Below are 19,265 nucleotides of genomic sequence, written 5' to 3' on the forward strand. Positions count from 1 at the left end.
GGCGACGTCGCGGTGAAGGACGGGCGCATCGCCGCCATCGGCGATCTTGCCCGCGCGAGCGCCGGCGAGACGGTCGACGTGACAGGGCTCCATGTGCTGCCCGGCGTCGTCGACAGCCAGGTGCATCTGCGCGAGCCCGGCAACGAGCACAAGGAAGACCTCGAGTCGGGCGGCCGCGCGGCGGCGCTGGGCGGCGTCACATCGGTCTTCGAGATGCCGAACACCAAGCCGCCGACGACGACGCCCGACGCATTGACCGACAAGGTCAGGCGCGCGCGGCATCGCATGTATTGCGACTTCGCCTTCTATGGCGGCGCGACGACCGAGAATGTCGATCTGCTCGCCGAAATCGAGCGGACGCCAGGCTGTTGCGGCATCAAGATCTTCATGGGCTCGTCGACCGGCACGCTGCTGGTGGCGACCGACGAGGACGTGGCGCGTGTGCTCGGCGCGATCAGCCGCCGCGCGGCGGTCCACTCCGAAGACGAATTCCGTCTGCGCGAGCGCCGGCCGCTCGCCGAGACCGGCAAGGTCGAGACGCATCCGGTCTGGCGCGACGCGGAGGCAGCGGTTCTCTGCACGACGCGGCTTCTCCGGCTCGCGCGCGAGGCGGGCAAGCGCATCCATGTGCTCCATGTCTCGACGGCGGACGAGATTCCGATCCTCGCCGCGGCGAAGGACATCGCTACCGTCGAGGTGACGCCGCAGCATCTGACGCTGGCGGCGCCCGACTGCTACCGCGAGCTCGGCTCCTATGCGGTAATGAACCCGCCGATCCGCGACGCGCATCATCGCGACGGGCTGTGGGCAGGGCTTGCCGCCGGTGTCGTCGACGTGCTCGGCTCCGACCACGCGCCGCATACGCGCGAGGAAAAGGCCGAGACCTATCCGAAGTGCCCCTCGGGCATGCCGGGCGTGCAGACGCTGGTGCCGATCATGCTCGACCATGTGAATGCGGGCCGTCTGACGCTGCAGCGCTTCGTCGATCTGACGTCGCATGGGCCTCAGCGCATCTTCGGCATGGCGCGCAAGGGCCGCATCGCGGTCGGCTACGACGCCGACCTCACCATCGTCGACATGAAGGCGAAGCGGACGATCACCAACGGTTGGATTGCCAGCAAATGCGGCTGGACGCCTTACGACGGCAAGACGGTAACGGGCTGGCCCATCGGTACGGTCGTGCGCGGCCGGCGCGCGATGTGGAACGACGAGCTGATCGGCGCCGCGACCGGTGAGCCGATCGCGTTTCTGGAGGCGCTGCCGAGGGGGTAGGCAACCGTCCATGACCCGTCATCCCGGCCTTGTGCCGGGATCCAGGGGCGCCGCGTGCTGAGTGTGTGGCCCCTGGGCCCCGGGACAAGCCCGGGGTGACATCGGAAAATGGATCGACGACATGCCTCAGTGCAATACCACCTCGTAATCCGTGTACGGAAATTCTGCCGGGCTGATGATCCGCTTCGTCGCGATGCGGACCGAGTGGAGCGGGCCTTCGAGGTTTTTCTCCCAGAAGTCGAGGAACTTCGTCAGCGTCGGATAACGCGGCGCGAGGTCGTACTCCTGCCAGATATAGGTCTGGAAAAGGCCGGGGTGGTCCGGCATGCGGTAGAGAATCTCGGCGGTCACGAGACGGTAGCCGTCGAGCATCTTCTGGAACTCTGAACCTGTCGCCACGTCGGTATCCTCTGCTGTCCAAACGACGGACGCATGAACCGACTCGTTCGGCCCATGTGCCGATGATGGAATCCTAACGAACGACAAGTCCGCGCGTCGACGATCGAGCCTTCGCCAATCTGCAATTTTTCCGTTGTGTGGCCGAAAGACTGGCACTCAGCCGGGCCGACTGCTGCTCATCCTTCGCGGCGCCCGTCTAAACATGCACATGCAGCGGGAAAGGCCTGTCTTGACCGGGGCGCCGATTTGGGTTCGTTTGTTGCCAATTCAAAGGCCGCAAGAAGCCCTCCTCGCCGCAAAAACACAGGGAAGCCCTCATGTCCGGGACATTTCACGCCATCCGTCTGTCCAAATCCGATGCCGGCCAGAAGGCCGACTTCGTCGATATCGGTCTCGGCGACCTGATGGAGGGCGACGTCACGGTCGCGGTGGATTATTCGACGGTCAATTACAAGGACGGGCTGGCGCTGACCGGCAAGGCGCCGGTCGTGCGCGTCTGGCCGCTGATCCCGGGCATCGATTTCGCCGGCCGGGTCGAGAGCTCCTCTCACAAGGATTTCAAGCCGGGCGACCGCGTGGTGCTGAACGGCTGGGGCGTCGGCGAAAGCCACAATGGCGGCTATGCGCAGAAGGCGCGCGTCAAGGGCGACTGGCTGGTGAAGTTGCCGGACGCGATCTCGAACGCGCATGCGATGGCGATCGGCACGGCGGGTTATACGGCGATGCTTTGCGTGCTTGCGCTCGAACATGAGGGCGTGACGCCGGACAAGGGCGACGTGCTGGTGACGGGTGCGGCCGGTGGCGTCGGTTCCGTCGCGATCGCGCTTCTCGCAAAGCTCGGCTACCGCGTCATCGCCTCGACGGGCCGTGCGTCCGAAGCCGACTACCTCAAGAGCCTCGGCGCGTCCGACATCATCGACCGCAACGAACTCTCGGGTCCGGCGCGACCGCTCAGCAAGGAGCGCTGGGCGGGCGCCGTCGACGCGGTGGGCAGTCACACGCTCGCCAACGTGCTTTCGATGACGAAGTATGGCGGCGCGGTCGCCGCCTGCGGCCTTGCGCAGGGCATGGATCTGCCGGGCTCGGTCGCGCCCTTCATTCTGCGGGGCGTCACGCTCAGCGGCGTCGACAGCGTGATGGCGCCGAAGGCGAAGAGGGAGAAGGCCTGGGCGCGGCTCACGCGCGATCTCGATCTCGGCAAGCTCGACGCGATGACGGTGCGCGCGACGCTGAAAGACGTGCCGCGGCTCGGCGCGGACATCGTCGAGGGCAAGGTGCGCGGCCGCGTCGTCATCGACGTGAATGCATAAGATGTTGGGGGAGGAGAGTTGACGATGGACATGACGTCGAAGCCGCCGTTCCGCGAGCCGAACTATGTCGAACGCAAGGTCGAGGTCGAGCATCGGCCCGACGGCTCGATCGTGCTCCGCAATCCGCATCCGCTGCGCGACGTGCCGGAGAATATGATTGCGCCGTTCCGCCGCTGGTCGGTGGAAGCGCCGGACCGCATCTGGCTCGGCATGCGCCGGCCGGCGAAAGAAGGCTTCGGCGAATGGGAGCTGCTGACCTACAGGGATGCCGAGCGCAAGATCGCCGCCATCGCGCAGGCGCTTCTCGACCGCGGCCTCGGCCAGGCGACGCCCTTGATGATCCTGTCGGGCAATTCGATCGAGCACGCGCTCATCACTTATGGCGCGATGCTCGCCGGCGTGCCGGTCGCGCCCGTGTCGCCCTCCTACAGCACGATGAGCTCGGCTTTCGACAAGCTCAAATATGTCTTCGAGCTGATCGAGCCGAAGATGATCTTCATGCAGGCCGGCGCGCCCTTCGAGCGCGCGCTCGGCTCGCTCGATCTCGGCGGCATCGAACTCGTCTCGGTCGACGGATCGCATGGGACGCGCTTTGCCGATCTTCTCGCGACGACGCCCGGCGACGCGGTCGAGGCCGCCTATGCGCGGCTCAACGACGACATGATCGCGAAATACATGCTGACCTCGGGCTCGACCGGCATGCCCAAGGCCGTCATCATGACGGCACGCATGATGTGCGTGAATTCGGTGATGCCGAAAAGCGTGACGCGCGCCGACGAGAACGAAGAGCCGCCGGTGCTGCTCAACTGGCTGCCCTGGAACCATTGCTTCGGGGCCAATGCGATCCTCAACAATCTGACGGTGGCGGGCGGCACGCTTTACATCGACGGCGGGCGTCCGGTGCCGAACGGCTTTGCCGAGACGGTGCAGAACCTGCGCGAAATCGCGCCGACGAATTTCTCGAGCGTGCCGGCGGGCTTTGCGATGCTGGTCGAGGAACTCGAGAAGGACGACGCGCTGGCGCGGCATTTCTTCTCGCGGCTGAAGTCGCTCGCCTATGGCGGCGCGGCGCTCAGCCAGGATCTCTACGAGCGCGTGCAGCAGGTGGCGATCCGCATCACCGGCGAGCGCATCGTCTTCTCGTCGGGCTATGGCGCGACCGAGACCGCGCCCACCATCATGAACGTGCATTGGGCGACCGAGCGCATGGGCCTTATCGGCTTGCCGCTGCCCGGCGTCGAAATCAAGCTTGCGCCGGTCGGGCAGAAGATGGAAGTGCGGGCACGCGGCGCCTGCATCACGCCGGGCTATCACAAGAACCCGGAGAAAACGCGCGACGCCTATGACGAGGAAGGTTTCTACCGTCTCGGCGACGGCGCGCGCTTCGTCGATCCGGATCATCCGGAAGAAGGCCTCGTCTTCGACGGCCGCACGGCGGAGGACTTCAAGCTCTCGACGGGCACATGGGTCAGCGCCGGCAAGCTGCGCGTCGATGCGCTCGCCTTCACCAACGGGCTTCTCAACGACGCGCTGGTGGCGGGGCTCGACCGCGACTATATCGGCATTCTCGGCTTCCCCAATCTCGGTGCCTGCCGCGCGGCGGCCGGCGAACCGGAGCTCGGGCCTGAGGATCTGGTGCGACATCCTGCCGTGCTGGAACGGCTCGCTGAGGGTCTGCGCGCCCACAACAAGGACAATCCCGGCTCGAGCACGCGCATCCAGCGGGCGCTGCTGATGGTCGAGCCGCCCAGCGTCGATGCGGGCGAATTGACCGACAAGGGGTATATCAATCAGTCTGTCTCCCTTGGCCGCCGCGCGGCGCTGGTGGAGAAGCTTTACGCGGATCCGGCCGGCAACGACGTCGTGGTCGTGTGACGGGGAAGACGGATCGCGTTCGATGGTGGATTTCGGGCTTGTGGCGAGCGGTGCGGCGATCGGGGTGGCGGTCGCCGCTCCCATTGGTCCCGTCAATCTGATCGTCATCCGGCGCACGCTGCGCTTCGGCAATATCACGGGCTTCATTTCGGGCCTCGGCGCCGCCGTGGGCGACGGCGTCTTCGCGTCCATCGCCGCTTTCGGCCTGACGGCGGCGATGGACGTCGTGCTGCAGTTCTCTGAGGTGCTGCAATTCCTCGGGGGCATCTTCCTGCTCGTGCTCGGCGCGCGGACTTTTCTCGCGCATCCGCATATCCACGAGGCACCGCCGGAGAATACGTCCGGCGTGTTGGTGAAGGTTTTCGCCGGCACTTTCGCCCTGACCATCACGAACCCCGCTACCATGCTCGGCTTCATCGCGATCTTCGGCGGGGTCGCGGGTCTGACGCATGAGGGGCAGAGCTACGGCCATGCCGCGACGCTGGTCGGCTCCGTCATGCTCGGCTCGGCGTTCTGGTGGGCGGGTCTTTCCAGTTTCGTGAGCCTTTTCCGGGGGCGCATGAACGACCGACTGCTCGAGATTGTCAACCGCGTGTCGGGGGGGCTCATCGTCGCCTTCGGCATCGTGGTTCTTGTACGTGTGGTCTATCTTTTTTTCCGATAGATTGCCGGCCGCCAGATTTCCAACAACAAAATTCGGGAGATGAGGATGACCAACATGAACGGCGCGGAGAGCCTGGTAAGGACGCTTGTCGCTTCCGGCGTCGAGGTCTGCTTCACCAATCCCGGCACATCGGAAATGCATTTCGTCGCGGCGCTCGACAAGGTCGACGGCATGCGCGCGATCCTCGGCCTCTTCGAAGGCGCTGTCACCGGCATGGCGGACGGCTATGGCCGCATGGCGGACAAGCCGGCGGCGACGCTGCTTCACCTCGGGCCCGGCCTCGCGAACGGTCTTGCCAATCTCCACAATGCGCGGCGCGCACAGACGCCACTCGTCAACATTGTCGGCGATCACGCGACCTATCATGCGCAATATGACGCGCCGCTCGCCTCCGACATTCCGGGCTTCGCGCGGCCGGTTTCCGGCTGGGTGCATTCGAGCCCGAGCGCGAAGACGGTCGCCGCCGACGGCGCGCGCGCGGTGCAGGCGGCGCGTGTCGCCCCCGGCCAGATCGCGACGCTGATCCTGCCCGCGGACACCGCCTGGAACGACGCCGACGGCCCCGCGCCGGCGCTCCCCGTGATGGAGCCGCAGCCGGTCGCGGGCGACATGGTTGACCGGGTTGCGAAGGCGCTGAAGTCGGGCCGCAAGTCGGCGATCATCATTCGAGGCCTCGCGCTTCGGAAGCGCGGCCTTCATGCGGCGGGCCGCATCGCGGCGAAGACGGGCGCGCGCATTCTCTGCGACACGTTTGCGCCCCGGCTCGAACGCGGCGCGGGCATCGTCGCCGTCGAACGCATTCCCTATTTCGCCGAGCAGATCGTCGACACCTTCAAGGACGTCGAAGAGTTGATCCTCGTCTGCGCCAAGCCGCCGGTCTCTTTCTTTGCCTATCCGGGCAAGCCGAGCTGGTGCACGCCCGAAAGCGCGAATATTCATTATCTCGCGCAGGCGCATGAAGACGGCATCGCCGCGCTCGAGGCGCTGGCCGATGCGCTCGGTGCGCCGAAAGATCCCATTCATGTCGCCGAATTGAAGAAGGGCGATCTGCCGAAGGGCAAGCTCGACCAGTTCAGCGCCGGCCAGATCATCGCGCATTTCCTTCCCGAGGGCGCAGTCATCTCCGACGAAGCCGCGACCTCCGGCATCGGATCGCAGATCGCGACCGCGACGGCGCCCGTTCACGATCATCTGTCGCTCACCGGCGGCGCGATCGGTCAGGGGCTGCCGCTGGCGACAGGCGCGGCGGTCGCGTGCCCTGACCGCAAGGTGGTCTGCCTTCATGGCGATGGCGGCGCGATGTACACGTTGCAGGCGCTGTGGACGCAGGCGCGCGAGAAGCTCGACGTCGTCAACGTCATCTTCGCCAACCGCTCCTATGCGATCCTCAATATCGAACTCGCCCGCGTCGGCGCCGGCAATCCGGGACCGAAGGCGCTCTCGATGCTTGACCTGCACAATCCGGAACTGAACTGGGTGCATCTCGGGCAGGGCATGGGCGTCGAGGCCACGCGCGTCGAGACGGCGGAGGAATTCGCCGACGCCTATGCGAGCGCCATCAAGGCGAAGGGCCCGCGCGTCATCGAGGTGATGCTCTAGGGAAAAGACCGAGGGTCAGTTCATCACGCGGTTGAGCGTGAACTCGCCCTGGCGCACGCGATCGGCGAGGCCGGTGGCCATTTCGGCCACGGCTTCCTCGCCATAGGCCTCGACCATGTCGGAGAGCGCCGCAAAGATCGCGGTGGTCGCGAGGATGTCGGAGGAGACGCCTTCGGCGAGGGCTTCGTCCCAGGCATCCAGGATGTTCTGGAGGGCCATGCGGCGCTGTTCGCTCTCGTTGGGTGCGGAAGGGTCCAGCCCTTCTTCGTCGTTGAGATTGAACATCGCGTCACTCGGGTAATCTTCGGCCATCGCGCCCTCTGGTCTTCGCGCCCCTTCGAGGAGCGCTGTCGGCGTGGCAACGAAGCGAAACTGCCCGTCAAGTACCCAAACCGCCCATTTGGGCCTTTGTAACACATTTCCGTAGAAAGTCGCGTGTCTCGTGAAAGAGAGGTTAACGGCGGTTCCGGTACCATCGGGGGTAGTTTGCAAGGCCGCTGCGCCCTGGTCGATTGACAAGGGGTGGCTTACGGGAAAGAGTCGCTTGAGCTTGGGAGGGGGAGGGGGAGACATGCTCGGCACATTGCGCCTGGGCTTGGCTATATTCGTCGTGATTTTTCACATGGGGGTGGGAGCATACGGCGCGCTTCATTTGGGAGTGGCCGCCGTGGTGTGCTTTTACATCATTTCCGGCTACGTCATGAGCGGCCTCGTAGCCAAGGAGTTTTCCCATACTCGGCGCGATACAATCAGGTTTTTCAAAGATCGTCTGCTGCGTCTCGCACCGCAGTATTATTTTTGGTTAACCGCCGCGACGGTCGGCATCGTGCTGGGCTATCGTCATCCGCTGTTCCAGTCGGGTGAACAGAATATCCTTTCGGTGGTCGGGAATCTGACGGTGCTTCCCCTCGGTTTTGCGACATTCATTCCTGCGCTCGAGAACGCGCTCGTCATCCCGCAAGCGTGGTCGCTAAGCGTCGAATTGCTGCTTTATCTCTCGCTGCCCTTGATCGTCCGTTCACGACGTACCGCATGGTGCATTCTCTGGTTGTCGACGATGGGGCTTGGCGCGGCAATGGCGGGCGTTATCGCTGCCCCCTATTTCAGCTATTTTATGCTTCCGGGCCCGATGGTGTTTTTCCTGATGGGGCATGTTCTCTATCGGCGCGACGTGAAAATGGGAACGGCGCTATTTGCCATGCTCGCTGCCGATTTTGTCGTGGCGTTGGTGTCCGGCCGTTTTTTTGCGCCGAACACTTACAATATCGATCTATTCGTCGGCGGCGTGTGCGGGTTTGCGATCGTCGCCGTCGCCACACACCTAAAACGCCGGGGATGGGACGATGCGCTCGGCAATATGTCCTACGGGTGCTATCTCAGCCATTTTATTTTCGTCACCCTGTTCATCCATCATCATGGCGACTGGCTGTATACACTTCTCGCGATCGCTCTGTCCGTGGCCGGGGGCTGGGTCGGCTATGCGGCTGTCGAAGCACCGGTGAACAAATTCAGACGTGACGTCCGAAGGAAGGCACGTGTTCGCTCCGCGCCGGTACTTGCGGCGAATATGAGCGTTACCGGTTGATCAAAACGCCGCCGCGCTCCGGTCGGTTCCGGCGAGGCGAGCGGCGAGGATGCGGCCTTCATCGAAGAGGGTGTTGATTTCCGTCGCGGCCGCCGATGTGCAGCGAGGATATTGCCTGCCGGCGCGGTGATAGGCCTCGTTGAAATGCGCGATCAGCACCTGACGCCGGACGGGGTCCGGGGCCATTGCGTCCAGCATCTCGATCATCTTGTCGCGCCAGAGCGCGCCCTCGTTGGTACCGCAAATGCCGCGCAGATGGTGGGCCGCGCCGAGGATTTCGGCAAGGCGGGCGAGTCCGTCGCCAGAGGGATCGGCACGGAGGGGGCTGGAAGTCAGGAGCGCAAGCGCGACCGTAGCCGCCGCCAGCGATTGCCGGACCGGCAGCCGAGCCGTCTCGAATCCGCACAGAAATTGTGCCATTGCGCTCCGCCCATGGGGTCATCCCGCCAGGTCGAAAGGGCGGGATGAGACCCTTGCAGGAGCCGCGCCGGAGAGCGTGCCCCTTCAGGCGTATGTGCGCAGGCGGGCGAGGACTTCCTCGGCTTCGGCCATCGTGTTTTCGACGATGTCCTTCGCCGAAAGCACTTCGTGAATGCCGCCGGCGCCCTGGCCCATGGCAAAGCAGCTCCGGTCGCGTTCGAGGCCTTCGATCTGGCCGCCGATGCCGCCCATCACATTCGCCTTGGTCGAAACGATCGCCTGCTGCGGGAAGGGCTGGATGTCCTGCGGGCGGCTCTCCCAATCCTGCACGTAGGGATTGTTGAAGACGCGCATCGTCTTGCCGGAATAGCAGCGGGTGACGATGGTGTCCGTGTCCTTCGCCTCCACGATCACCTGCCGGTACATGTCGCCCGCATGGCTCTCCTTCGCGGCGATGAAGCGCGTGCCCATCCACACGCCCTGCGCGCCGAAGGCGAGCGCGGCGGCAAGGCCGCGCCCGTCGACGATCGAGCCGGCGGCCACGACCGGGATCGTCTTCACCGCATCGACGACCTGGGGAATGAGCGCCATGCCCGCGACCTTGCCCGTATGACCGCCGCCTTCCGTTCCCTGCGCGATGACGGCGTCGAGGCCGGCCTTCTCGCCCGCTACCGCATGTTTCACCGTGCCGCAGACGTTCATCACCTTCATGCCCGCCTTGTGCAGCTTTTCCAGAATGTTCGTCGGCACGCCGAGGCCGGAGATGAAGGCGGTCGCACCTTCCTCGATCATGATGTCAGCAGTGCGCTCGAGCGATTCCGGCACCGCCGCGAGCAGGTCCACGCCGAAGGGCTTGTCGGTCAGATCCTTCACCTTCTTCATCTGCAGGCGGATTTCTTCCGGCTGGAGCCCGGCCATGCCGAGCGTGCCGAAGCCGCCGGCATTGGACACGGCCGCGGCGAGCTCCGCGTAGGACACGCCGCCCATGCCCGCCAGCATGATCGGATACTTGATGCCCAAGAGATCGCAAAGGGGAGTGCGGATGGTCATGGTGGCCCTTCCTGGTGCTTCCTGATGGCTTCCGGGCTCTGGCGGCCCGATTAGTTCGGTTGCCTAACTAAATAACCCGGGGAGGAGGGGGATGCAAGAGGGCGATGTGTCGGGCCGAGAAGTCAAATATTTGACTTTTAGTAAGATATTTGATATTTTGCGGCCATGAATATCCATGCCGGTTTCACACCCGCGGCCTGCCGCGCCGCCCGCGCCGCCCTCGATCTGACGCAGGAGGAGGTGGCCAGGCGCGCCGGCATTTCGCGGGCGACGCTCGTCAATTTCGAGGCGGGAAAGGGCGTGCCGCTGAAGGCGAGCGTGGCGGCGATCAGACGTGCACTGGGGCAGGGCAGCCGGCTCGCGCCTGTTCTTCGCCAGCTTCACGCGGTCCGGCCGAAACTCGAGGCTATGGGCGTTCTTCATCTCGCCGTCTTCGGTTCCGTCGCGCGCATGGAGGACGGGCCGGACAGCGATGTCGATCTCGTCGTCGAAATCGATCCGCAAAAGGATTTCGATATTTTCGATCTCGCCGGCATTGCGGGCTTTGCTCAGGATTTGCTCGGGTGCGATGTCGATGTCGTCGAGCGTAAGAGCATGAAGTCGGCGATGCTCGCAAAGGTCGAGGGAGACCAGGTCCATGTCTTCTGACAGACCGGAAAGACGGCTCGACGACATCATGACCCAGATCGCCCGCATCGAGTCTCATGTCGCCGGCATGAGCTACGATGACTTTGCCGACGACATGCGGGCCAATGACGCCGTCGAGCGTTGTCTTGAAAGAATTTGTGAGGCCGCCCGGAAGATCGGCGACAGATATGACGCCAAATACCCCGAGGTCGAGTTCGCCAAGCTAAGCTGCGCGATTTCGGCTCCAAGCTTCGCCACGACTACGACCTTGTCCTGTCAGATCGCGTCTGGACGGCGGTCACCAAACATCTGCCCCTGTTGAAAGCGGCATGCCGGGCGGAACTCGGTCTTTGATCATTCTCTGCCTCAGTCGGAAGGGTTGGCGACGTCGAGCGGCGCCCGCCTCACGCGCGTGCGGGAGCGGCGCAACAGGCGTTTTCCCAGCGCGATGCCCGGTTGTTCGATGAACGCGAAGCCGAGCCATGCGACGGGATAGGCGGTGGCGACGGTCAGTGCGGCGCTGGCGAGAAAAAGCGGAAAGCCGCGAAGGCCCGTTCCGGCGAGCTGGGCGACCGCCGGGATCAGCACCAAAAGGTGGATGAGGTAGACGCCGTAGGAAAGATCGCCCAGGCGGCGGAAGACGGCGCGGCCCAGAAAATCGTCGGTCCATTTCGCGGCACCGCTCACGCCCAGGAAGCGGGGGCCGTGCACGAGGAAGGCGAAGCCCGCGGCCATGGCGGCGCGTGTAATATGCTCGACGGGCTCGGTCCGGATCGGCCCCATGCTCAGCAGAATGGCGAGCGCGACCATGAAGAGGCAGAGGCGATCTGGTCGCGTGCGCGCGCCGGCGATCAGCATGCCGGCGAGAAAGACATTGAGCTTCATCGGCAGGAAAGCAGGCTGCTCGAAAGCGGCGACGTATTCCGGCAACAGCTTCAGGATCGCGATCGAGAGGGCGGCGAGCGCGAGCGCCGTCAGCGGCAGGGTGAAGCGTTTCACCAGCAGCATGATGAAGGGGAAGGCGGCATAGAAGCTCATTTCGAGCCCGATGCTCCAGTCGGGGAGCGCGGTGCGGAAGGCATAATGCGGCATCTGGCCGAAGACGAAGGTGAGATGCGCGACGATGTTGTCGAGCCCCCGATCGGCATAGCGCGCGGGCGGCGTCGCGGTGCCTTGCATGATCGCGGCGATGTCGGCGCGGGCGTCGCCGATCCAGGGACCGGCGATCAGCGCGAGCGCGAGGAGCGGATAATAGAGCGGCGCGATGCGGAAGAAGCGTCGCGTCCAGAAGATCGCCCATGTCGAGGACTTGTCCCAGGGCTCGGCCTTCTCGCGCAGCTCGTAATGGAAGAGCATCAGGAAGCCGGAGAGCAGGATGAAGAGGTCGACGGCGAGGCCGGGGCGCGAGACGAGCGGGAAGAACCATCCCGAAAGCAGCATCGCGTGCCCGACGAGCACCCAGAGCGCCGCGATGCCGCGCAAGCCGTCCAGACAATTTATGTGCGTTCCGGCGATATGAGCTTCGCTGCGCCCGGCCATTCCACCTCGCTTGCTTGCGATCCGCCGGCGAGTTTATGCGAATGCCCGCGCCGGGTTTGTGACCTCTTGCGGTGGAAGGAGAGGAAGGCCGTTTCGCCTGGTTTCGCGGACGTCAGTCGTCCGCGTCTTCGGCGAATTGCATGACGGCGTCGGCCGGCGCGTCGCCACGCCGCGCGTCGATGATATAGGCGAGCTCGGTGAAGGCCTCGAGCATGCGGTCGCTGTCGCCCTTGTCGAGCAGGGACGGGAGGTAGCGGGCGAGGGCCAGTTCGAATTCGCGGTGCTTGCGCAAGCCCTTTTGCGTCAGCTTCAGTTTGACGCTGCGTCCGTCGTCCTTGTCGGGCGCGCGGGTGATGAGGCCGCGCTTTTCCATGTCGGCGATGAGGCCGGAGGCGGTGGGCTTCCGGATCGCGGCCTCGACCGCGAGTTCGCCGGCGCGTTTCGGTCCGCGCTTCAGGAACAGCAGAAAGCGATATTGCGGAATGGTGATGTCGAGTTCGCGGGCGATGGTCTCGAATTCGCGAAAGAGCACGACGACGGTGCGGGCCATGAGGATGAGCCGGCGGTCGACGCTGTCCGTCCCGCCTGCTTCGCCCTCATGATCCGTGTCGGTCATATCCGGTCCGTCAGAAAATGGAGTAAGCGCCGTCGATGACGAAGGTATCGCCCGAATGATAGGAGGAGGCGTTCGAGGTGAGATAGACCGCGACGCCGCCGAAATCCTCCGGCTCGCCCCAGCGGCGGGCGGGGACGCGCGGGATCACTTTTTCGGCGAAGGCCTTGTTCGCCTGCGCGCCGGCCGTCATGTCGGTGGCGATCCAGCCCGGCAGGATCGCGTTGGCGCGAACGCCGTAGCGGGCGAATTCGACGGCGCAGGATTTGATCATCGAAATGACCGCGCCCTTGGTCGCCGCATAGGCCTGATTGCGGGCGGCACCCTCGATCGCCGCGAGGCTCGCGACGCCGACGAGCGAGCCGCCCGTGTCCCCCGTCTTCGCGCGCTCGACCATGTGGCGCGAAGCTTCGCGCAGCGTCCAGAAGACGCCGTCGAGATTGACGGCGAGCGTCTTCCTGTAGATTTCCGTCGTCATGCCGACGAAGGAGGGCGCGCCGAAACCGACGCCGGCATTGGCGAAGACGCTGTCGATGCGGCCGAGTTCGGCGACGGTGGCGTCGATGCCGTCGATCACTTCCTGCTCGTTGGCGACGTTCACTTTCCGCGTATAGACCTTGCCGCCATGCGCCTTCAGCTTTTCGGCGGCCTTGGCGGTCTTCTCGTCATTGGTGCCCCAGATGGCAACGGCGCCGCCGGCCTGGGCAATGGCGTCGGCCATGCCGAGGCCGATGCCGCCATTGCCGCCGGTGACGAGCGCGACCTTGCCCGTGAGATCGAAGGGTTTGTAAGCCATGGGTCTCTCCCTGATTTGAATTTCTTATAGGGCGTTTATGCCCTCGGAGCCGCTCGCGCTCAACGACTTCCGGGCGCGAGGCCCTTTTTCGCAGGGGCGGGCGTCCCCTCGCGCGGGTCCTCCCGCAGTTCCGAGCAGACGAAATATGGCCGGTAGCTCAGATGCTCGGGGTCCGGCGGAATCATGCAGGAGAAGATCGACGCCCCCTTCTGCAGCACGAGCGCCGTGCCGAGATTGCCGCGAATTTCGTAGCCGTCCTTTGCGAGATCGGTGAGCGAACGCTCGGTGGCGACGAAGGGTCCGGAGCGCGTTCCGACCGCGTGAGGATCGGCAAGGGCAGCGATCGGGAGGGAGGAGGCGAAGAGCAGGGCGGCGACGGCCGCGAGGCGCATGGTCATAAGGGATCCTGACGGGATCGGAGCAAGGGACGAGTAAAATGACGAGCGATCCTAGCCGAAGGCGGGGCCTGCGTCAGCCCGCGCAGCGGCCGCAAAGACCGGCAATCTCGACCACTTTGCGTTCGACGGTGAAGCGGGCGCGTTTGGCCGCCGCATCGAGCGCCTGGTCGAGCTTCGGATCGACGATTTCCTCGGCCGTGCCGCAGACGCGGCAGATCAGGAACTGGCTCGTATGCGCGACGCCGGCCTCGCCGCAGCCGAGATAGGCGTTGAGGGATTCGATCTTGTGGATGAGCCCCTCGGCGATCAGGAAATCGAGGGCTCGATAGACGGTCGGCGGGCGCGCCGCCTTGTGGCTGCGCGAAAGTTCGTCGAGGACCTGATAGGCGCCGACCGGCTTGTGAGATTTCCAGACGATGGCCAGCACCTTTTCGCGGATGGGCGTGAGCTGCACGTCGCGGTCGTCGCACAGCGCCCGGGCCCGCGCCAGCGCCGTGTCGATGCAGGCCTCGTGGTCATGCGCCTTGTGGACGTCGATATGGCGGTCTGTCATGCCGGCGATGATACAACATAACAATCCGCCTGTCGCGAGGGGCGGGAAGGGATACGAATCGCGCCTCGCCCACTAAGCTCCGCCTATGTGCGGACGCTATGCCATCACCACGCCCCCGCAAGCCATGCGGGAGCTCTTTGCCTTTGTGGAGCAGCCGAATTTCCCGGCGCGCTACAATGTCGCGCCGACGCAGCCCGTGCCGATCATCCGGCTCGAGAGCGGGAAGCGGCATTTCGCGCTGGTGCGTTGGGGGCTCGTGCCCTCCTGGGTCAAGGAGGAGCCGCAATCGCTTCTCATCAATGCGCGCGCCGAGACGATCGCCGAGAAGCCTTCCTTTCGCGGCGCGTTCCGGCATCGCCGCTGCCTGATGCCGGCGGATGGCTTCTACGAATGGAAGGCGATGCCGAAGGGTCCGAAGCAGCCCTATTACATCAGGCGCCGCGATGGAAAGCCCTTCGCGATGGCGGCGATCTGGGACAACTGGATGTCGCCCAACGGCAGCGAGATCGAGAGTTGCGCCGTGGTGACCACGGAAGCGAACGCGACGCTTCGCGACATTCACCATCGCATGCCGGTCATCCTCGACGAGGCGGACTGGGACCGCTGGCTCGATCCGGCGGCGACGGCAAAGGAACTGGCGGCGTTGATGAAACCCGCGCCCGACGATCTTCTCGAAGCCGTGCCGGTGAGCGACGCCGTCAACCGCGTTGCGAATGATCACCCGGGGCTCGTGGCCGAGACGCATGTGCGCCTGCCGGTCGTCGAGGCGCGCACCGCCGCTGCCCCCAGAAAACAGAAGCCGATGGACGATCGGCAAGCGGACTTGTTCTGAGGTCGCCGTGCATAAAGTCCGTACAGGAACAATCAGGAAGGGCCTTTTCCGTTTGGTAACGCGCTCGGCCACTCGATGAGGAGGCGCGGCCCTAGCGGAGCTTGCGTAATCCGTCGATGAAAAGAGCGACCATGCGCTGGGCATGTCCGGGCTTCGCGTCGTAAGCAGACATACACAGGCTGGAGACCGCACACAGGATTTCGTCGGCATCGGTGTCCGCAGCGATCTCACCGGCGGCGATTGCGGAAGCAAAAAGCGGTCGGGCGGCGGGGCGAAGACGCTCCTCGAAACGCGTAAGCAGACCTTCGAATACCGGGTCTCCCGAATTCAGCGCCTTGGCGAGGCCGCGCTTGGTTCCGATGAGGTCCGCATAGCGCTGCATCCAGGCCGCCAGCGCTTCGAAGGGAGGGTGCTCGGCCGCGAGGGGCGCGGCGGCCTCCGAGCAGGCGTCCATTTCGCTGTGCAGAACGGCGGTGATCAGGTCGGCGCGTTGGGGGAAATGGCGGTAAAGCGTGCCCATGCCGACGCCGGCCCGGTCGGCGATCTCGCGCACGGGCGCATCGACGCCCGAACTTGCGAAGACCTCCCTCGCGGCCTTCATCAGGGTGTCGATGTTGCGTTTTGCGTCGGCGCGCAATGGCCGCGTCTCGACCGTATCGGCCGCAGCCTCGGGCCGACGAGCCTTTGCAGATTGGTCCTTTGAATTCGCGCCCGCCATTTATCCCGACATTCTACTTGATAAGCGGAGCAGTGCTCCATATAAATTGGAACACCGCTCCGGTTGATGGTTGATATCGCGTCGAGGCTTTGCTGACAACGGGTCCCCGGAACGATCCCGTGGGGGGTGAATGACTTGCTGTCCATCGACAAGCCGCAAGATGCGGACGATTGCAATACGCAGAAGCAGCTGAAGCAAATCGTTTCCTTCGCGAACGAAAAATAGGGCGGCGCTATGAAACAGGTTGTCCTCATCACCGGCGGCACATCGGGCATTGGGCTCGCTCTTGCCGAGGCTTTTCTCAATCAGGGTTCGGATGTCGCGGTCTGCGGGCGGTCGGAGATTGCGCTCGATCGCTTCTCCCGCGCGCATCCGCAAGCATTGGCCATTCAGGCCGACGTTACCAGCGGCGAGGCGAGAACCACCATGCTGAACGCCGTCGCCGAACGGTTCGGCCGGCTCGACGTGCTGGTGAATAATGCCGGCGCCTTCATCGAGCGAAACTTCGCCAACGGTTCCGATGCCATGCGGGATATCGAGCAGGAAGTCGCGCTCAATCTGATCGCGCCCATTCAACTGACGGGCGAGGCGCTGAATCGCTGGCCGACGATGGCGGCCATCGTGTTTGTGACCTCGGGCTTTGCGCTGGTTTCTCCGACCCGGGCGCCGACCTATGGCGCCGCGAAGGCGGGGTTGCACGGCTTTGCCGAAGGGCTGCGCCGGCAGCTCGCACCCCGCGGAACGCATGTCCTCGAACTGCTTCCGCCCACGGTTGATACGCCGATGAATGCGAACCTCACGGGAAAAAAGATGCCGCCCTCCGAGGTGGCGGCGGTCACTCTCAAGGCGCTGGCGCTCCGTCGACCGATGGCTCTGCCGGGTGCGACGAAGCAACTCCCGCTACTCTTGCGGATCGCGCCGAACGCCATCAAGCGCATGGTGTCCAGGATGTGACGCGCCGCGTCCTCCAGATGAAACCGAAGCCCATGACGATCCGCGGGACGGGTGATTCCGAGTGTCAATGCGGTGCGTCCGGATCGACATGCGGCATCGGCTGCAGGCGCTTCGACAGGGCGACGGTTTCGTCCTCGTCATAGCCGATGGATTTGTAGAAGCCGATGACGCCGAGGTTCGATTTGCGGACGAGGAGGTTCAGCTTCCAGATACCGCGCGCGATAAGCCAGGCTTCGGCGGCGTCCATGATGAGGCGGCCGAGGCCTTCCCCTCGACGGGCGGGATCGGCGGAGACGTAGTAGACCGCGCCGCGATGGCCGTCATGCCCCACCAACACGGCGGCGGCGATGCCGTCGCTGCCTTCCGCGACGAGCACCGCCGAATTCGGCCCCCGTCGGGCGAAGGCGATATCCGTCGGCGCGTCGTTCCAGGGGCGGATCAGGCCGCAGGCGTCCCATAGATGGACAAGGGCGGGGACGTCGGAATCCTCCGCGATGCGGACCCGGACCGGACGGACGGGATTGTCGGAAATTGATTCGATGTCGGCGGAGGACGCGATGTCCCCGCTCGCCGGGTCGTTCCTTGTACCGCTCATGAGGCTCTCCAGGCTGGGAAAGCATGGAAAGCTAGCACACACCGGCACCTGACGCTGACCAATTCCACATATCGAGCGTGGGTTTAACGGATATTCGCGCGAAACGCCCCGGTGCCTATATAATGGAATTCGGCCGAGGTCCCTGGGGACAAGATGTTTTCCAATATCGTCATTCTGCTCGTCATGATTCTGCTGAACGGGTATTTCTCGCTCGCGGAAATGGCGATCGTGTCCGCGCGGCGGCAGCGGCTGCAGGCGCTGCTCGGCGCGCGCAAGCGCACGGAGGGCTCGACGGCGGGCTACGAGGCCGCGCTCGCCCTCCATGCCGAGCCCGGGCGGTTCCTCTCGGCCCAGCAGATCGGCATCACGCTGGTCGGTGTCTTCAGCGGCGCCTTCGGCGGCGCGACTCTGTCGGAGCCGCTGGCGGAGGCGATCGCGCCCTTGCCCTGGATCGGCGCCTATGCCGAATCGATGAGCCTCGCGCTCGTCGTCGTCGTCATCACTTATCTGTCGCTCATTCTGGGCGAGTTGGTCCCCAAGCGCCTGGCACTGGCGAACCCGGAGGCGATCGCCGCGACCATCGCCCGGCCGATGACGGCGCTGGCGCGGGTTTTGAGCCCGGCGGTCGATCTTCTGTCGTGGTCGACGGAGGCGGTGCTGAAGCTCTACGGCATCACCGGCCAGACCGTGCCGAAGGTCACGGAAGAAGAAATCAAGCATCTGGTCGAGGAAGGCGCCGCCGCCGGCGCGATCGAAGGTGTCGAGCGCGACATCGTCAACCGCGTCTTCCGGCTCGGCGACACGCGCGTCACCGAGATCATGACGCCGCGCGTGCAGATGGTCTGGCTCGATACGGATTTCACGGTCGAGGAGAATCTCGCGCTGATCCGTTCCGAACAGAAGATGCGCTATCCGATCCGGCGCGGCGCGAGCGGCGAGCCGCTCGGCATGATCCGGCTCGAGGATCTCTATCTCACGCCGCGCAGCAATGAAGAGCTGATGCGGAAAATGTCGCCGCCGCTCTATATTCCGCGCACGACGTCGGTGCTGAAGGCGCTGAGCATCCTCCAGTCCGACAACATGTTCATGGCTTTCGTCATCGACGAATATGGCGACGTGGTCGGCACGATCAGCATGGCCGAAATCTTCTTTGCGATGATCGGCGATATCGCCAGTCACGCGGCGGATTCGAATCCTTCCGTCGTCACGCGGGAGGACGGCTCCTACATCGTCGACGGCGTCGTCTCGGTCGACGAGGTGCGGCGGCTCCTCAGCCTGACGAAGCTGCCGGGCGACGAGCAGGCGGAAGTGAATACGCTTGCCGGCGTCATGTTCAACTGGTTCGGGCGTCTGCCGCGCGAGGGCGATTATTTCGGCTGGAGCGGCTATCGCTTCGAGATCGTCGACATGGACGGACCGCGCATCGACAAGGTGATGATCGTGCCGGCGCAAAACCTGCCGATCGG

General features: G+C 64.6%; 22 protein-coding genes. 11 read left to right on the plus strand and 11 right to left on the minus strand.

The genetic code is table 11. The features are described from left to right. Positions 1 to 1,272, plus strand: a 1,272-nt coding sequence (locus VMR03_RS00580) for a dihydroorotase (RefSeq protein ID WP_325401223.1), incomplete at its 5' end; no start/stop codon positions are given. 126 nt (positions 1,273 to 1,398) lie between these two features. Here the strand turns inward: VMR03_RS00580 and VMR03_RS00585 are convergent. Then, a complete protein-coding gene (locus VMR03_RS00585; RefSeq protein WP_414693136.1) occupies positions 1,399 to 1,671 on the minus strand; it encodes an usg protein in 273 nt (90 codons plus the stop codon). Positions 1,672 to 1,988: 317 nt separating this feature from the next. Here VMR03_RS00585 and VMR03_RS00590 point away from each other — a divergent pair, with 317 nt between their 5' ends. Genes VMR03_RS00590 through VMR03_RS00605 form a run of 4 tightly spaced genes read left to right on the plus strand, consistent with a single transcriptional unit; the run spans position 1,989 to position 7,119 of the window. Beyond that, on the plus strand, positions 1,989 to 2,981 hold the full coding sequence (locus tag VMR03_RS00590; protein ID WP_325401225.1) for an MDR family oxidoreductase: 993 nt from the start codon (positions 1,989 to 1,991) through the stop codon (positions 2,979 to 2,981). Between the two features lie 24 nt (positions 2,982 to 3,005). Continuing rightward, a complete protein-coding gene (locus tag VMR03_RS00595) occupies positions 3,006 to 4,856 on the plus strand; it encodes an AMP-binding protein (RefSeq protein WP_325401227.1) in 1,851 nt (616 codons plus the stop codon). Positions 4,857 to 4,878: 22 nt separating this feature from the next. Continuing rightward, complete coding sequence (locus VMR03_RS00600; protein WP_325401229.1) at positions 4,879 to 5,520, plus strand: LysE family translocator; 642 nt, start codon at positions 4,879 to 4,881, stop codon at positions 5,518 to 5,520. A gap of 54 nt (positions 5,521 to 5,574) precedes the next feature. Further along, positions 5,575 to 7,119 (plus strand): acetolactate synthase large subunit, encoded by a 1,545-nt coding sequence (locus VMR03_RS00605; protein ID WP_325401265.1) that lies wholly within the window; start codon positions 5,575 to 5,577, stop codon positions 7,117 to 7,119. A 15-nt stretch (positions 7,120 to 7,134) separates the two neighbouring features. On the opposite strand, the gene VMR03_RS00610 is transcribed toward VMR03_RS00605, so the two are convergent. Beyond that, positions 7,135 to 7,431 (minus strand): hypothetical protein, encoded by a 297-nt coding sequence (locus VMR03_RS00610; RefSeq protein ID WP_325401231.1) that lies wholly within the window; start codon positions 7,429 to 7,431, stop codon positions 7,135 to 7,137. A 259-nt stretch (positions 7,432 to 7,690) separates the two neighbouring features. On the opposite strand from VMR03_RS00610, the gene VMR03_RS00615 reads away from it, so the two are divergent. Then, entirely contained in the window at positions 7,691 to 8,704 is a 1,014-nt protein-coding gene (locus VMR03_RS00615; protein ID WP_325401233.1) for an acyltransferase, read from the plus strand. Here the strand turns inward: VMR03_RS00615 and VMR03_RS00620 are convergent, their stop codons facing one another. Together VMR03_RS00620 and VMR03_RS00625 are read right to left on the minus strand one after the other, a co-directional pair. Next, on the minus strand, positions 8,705 to 9,124 hold the full coding sequence (locus VMR03_RS00620) for a TIGR02301 family protein (protein ID WP_325401235.1): 420 nt from the start codon (positions 9,122 to 9,124) through the stop codon (positions 8,705 to 8,707). It abuts the gene before it with no gap. Between the two features lie 84 nt (positions 9,125 to 9,208). Next, positions 9,209 to 10,174, minus strand: coding sequence for a nitronate monooxygenase family protein (locus VMR03_RS00625; RefSeq protein WP_325401237.1), 966 nt, complete (start codon positions 10,172 to 10,174; stop codon positions 9,209 to 9,211). Between the two features lie 165 nt (positions 10,175 to 10,339). Between VMR03_RS00625 and VMR03_RS00630 the strand changes: the two genes are divergently transcribed. Both VMR03_RS00630 and VMR03_RS00635 read left to right on the plus strand, forming a co-directional pair. Then, on the plus strand, positions 10,340 to 10,822 hold the full coding sequence (locus VMR03_RS00630; protein WP_325401239.1) for a nucleotidyltransferase domain-containing protein: 483 nt from the start codon (positions 10,340 to 10,342) through the stop codon (positions 10,820 to 10,822). Between the two features lie 28 nt (positions 10,823 to 10,850). Next, positions 10,851 to 11,123 (plus strand): DUF86 domain-containing protein, encoded by a 273-nt coding sequence (locus VMR03_RS00635; RefSeq protein WP_325401241.1) that lies wholly within the window; start codon positions 10,851 to 10,853, stop codon positions 11,121 to 11,123. Between the two features lie 44 nt (positions 11,124 to 11,167). Here the strand turns inward: VMR03_RS00635 and VMR03_RS00640 are convergent, their stop codons facing one another. The 5 genes from VMR03_RS00640 to VMR03_RS00660 all read right to left on the minus strand — a co-directional run bounded on the left by VMR03_RS00640 (position 11,168) and on the right by VMR03_RS00660 (position 14,700). Next, positions 11,168 to 12,340 (minus strand): acyltransferase, encoded by a 1,173-nt coding sequence (locus VMR03_RS00640; protein ID WP_325401243.1) that lies wholly within the window; start codon positions 12,338 to 12,340, stop codon positions 11,168 to 11,170. Between the two features lie 112 nt (positions 12,341 to 12,452). Continuing rightward, the gene (locus VMR03_RS00645; protein WP_325401245.1) at positions 12,453 to 12,956 is read right to left on the minus strand and encodes a MarR family winged helix-turn-helix transcriptional regulator; all 504 of its coding nucleotides are present in this window, start codon (positions 12,954 to 12,956) and stop codon (positions 12,453 to 12,455) included. Between the two features lie 10 nt (positions 12,957 to 12,966). Beyond that, positions 12,967 to 13,749: an SDR family NAD(P)-dependent oxidoreductase gene (locus VMR03_RS00650; RefSeq protein ID WP_325401247.1), complete on the minus strand. Its 783-nt coding sequence runs from the start codon at positions 13,747 to 13,749 to the stop codon at positions 12,967 to 12,969. A gap of 59 nt (positions 13,750 to 13,808) precedes the next feature. Next, positions 13,809 to 14,147: a hypothetical protein gene (locus VMR03_RS00655; RefSeq protein ID WP_325401249.1), complete on the minus strand. Its 339-nt coding sequence runs from the start codon at positions 14,145 to 14,147 to the stop codon at positions 13,809 to 13,811. A gap of 73 nt (positions 14,148 to 14,220) precedes the next feature. Continuing rightward, the gene (locus tag VMR03_RS00660) at positions 14,221 to 14,700 is read right to left on the minus strand and encodes a Fur family transcriptional regulator (protein ID WP_325401251.1); all 480 of its coding nucleotides are present in this window, start codon (positions 14,698 to 14,700) and stop codon (positions 14,221 to 14,223) included. 85 nt (positions 14,701 to 14,785) lie between these two features. Here VMR03_RS00660 and VMR03_RS00665 point away from each other — a divergent pair, with 85 nt between their 5' ends. Then, positions 14,786 to 15,532 (plus strand): SOS response-associated peptidase, encoded by a 747-nt coding sequence (locus VMR03_RS00665; RefSeq protein ID WP_325401253.1) that lies wholly within the window; start codon positions 14,786 to 14,788, stop codon positions 15,530 to 15,532. 91 nt (positions 15,533 to 15,623) lie between these two features. Here the strand turns inward: VMR03_RS00665 and VMR03_RS00670 are convergent, their stop codons facing one another. Then, on the minus strand, positions 15,624 to 16,250 hold the full coding sequence (locus VMR03_RS00670; protein ID WP_325401255.1) for a helix-turn-helix domain-containing protein: 627 nt from the start codon (positions 16,248 to 16,250) through the stop codon (positions 15,624 to 15,626). 234 nt (positions 16,251 to 16,484) lie between these two features. Between VMR03_RS00670 and VMR03_RS00675 the strand changes: the two genes are divergently transcribed. Continuing rightward, positions 16,485 to 17,204, plus strand: coding sequence for an SDR family NAD(P)-dependent oxidoreductase (locus VMR03_RS00675; protein WP_325401257.1), 720 nt, complete (start codon positions 16,485 to 16,487; stop codon positions 17,202 to 17,204). A 64-nt stretch (positions 17,205 to 17,268) separates the two neighbouring features. Here VMR03_RS00675 and VMR03_RS00680 read toward each other — a convergent pair whose 3' ends face one another. Beyond that, the gene (locus VMR03_RS00680; RefSeq protein ID WP_325401259.1) at positions 17,269 to 17,799 is read right to left on the minus strand and encodes a GNAT family acetyltransferase; all 531 of its coding nucleotides are present in this window, start codon (positions 17,797 to 17,799) and stop codon (positions 17,269 to 17,271) included. Between the two features lie 153 nt (positions 17,800 to 17,952). Between VMR03_RS00680 and VMR03_RS00685 the strand changes: the two genes are divergently transcribed. Next, positions 17,953 to 19,265, plus strand: a 1,313-nt coding sequence (locus tag VMR03_RS00685) for a hemolysin family protein (protein ID WP_325401261.1), incomplete at its 3' end; no start/stop codon positions are given.

Origin of the sequence: Parvibaculum sp., from assembly GCF_035511255.1 — a bacterium.
Lineage (GTDB): Bacteria > Pseudomonadota > Alphaproteobacteria > Parvibaculales > Parvibaculaceae > Parvibaculum.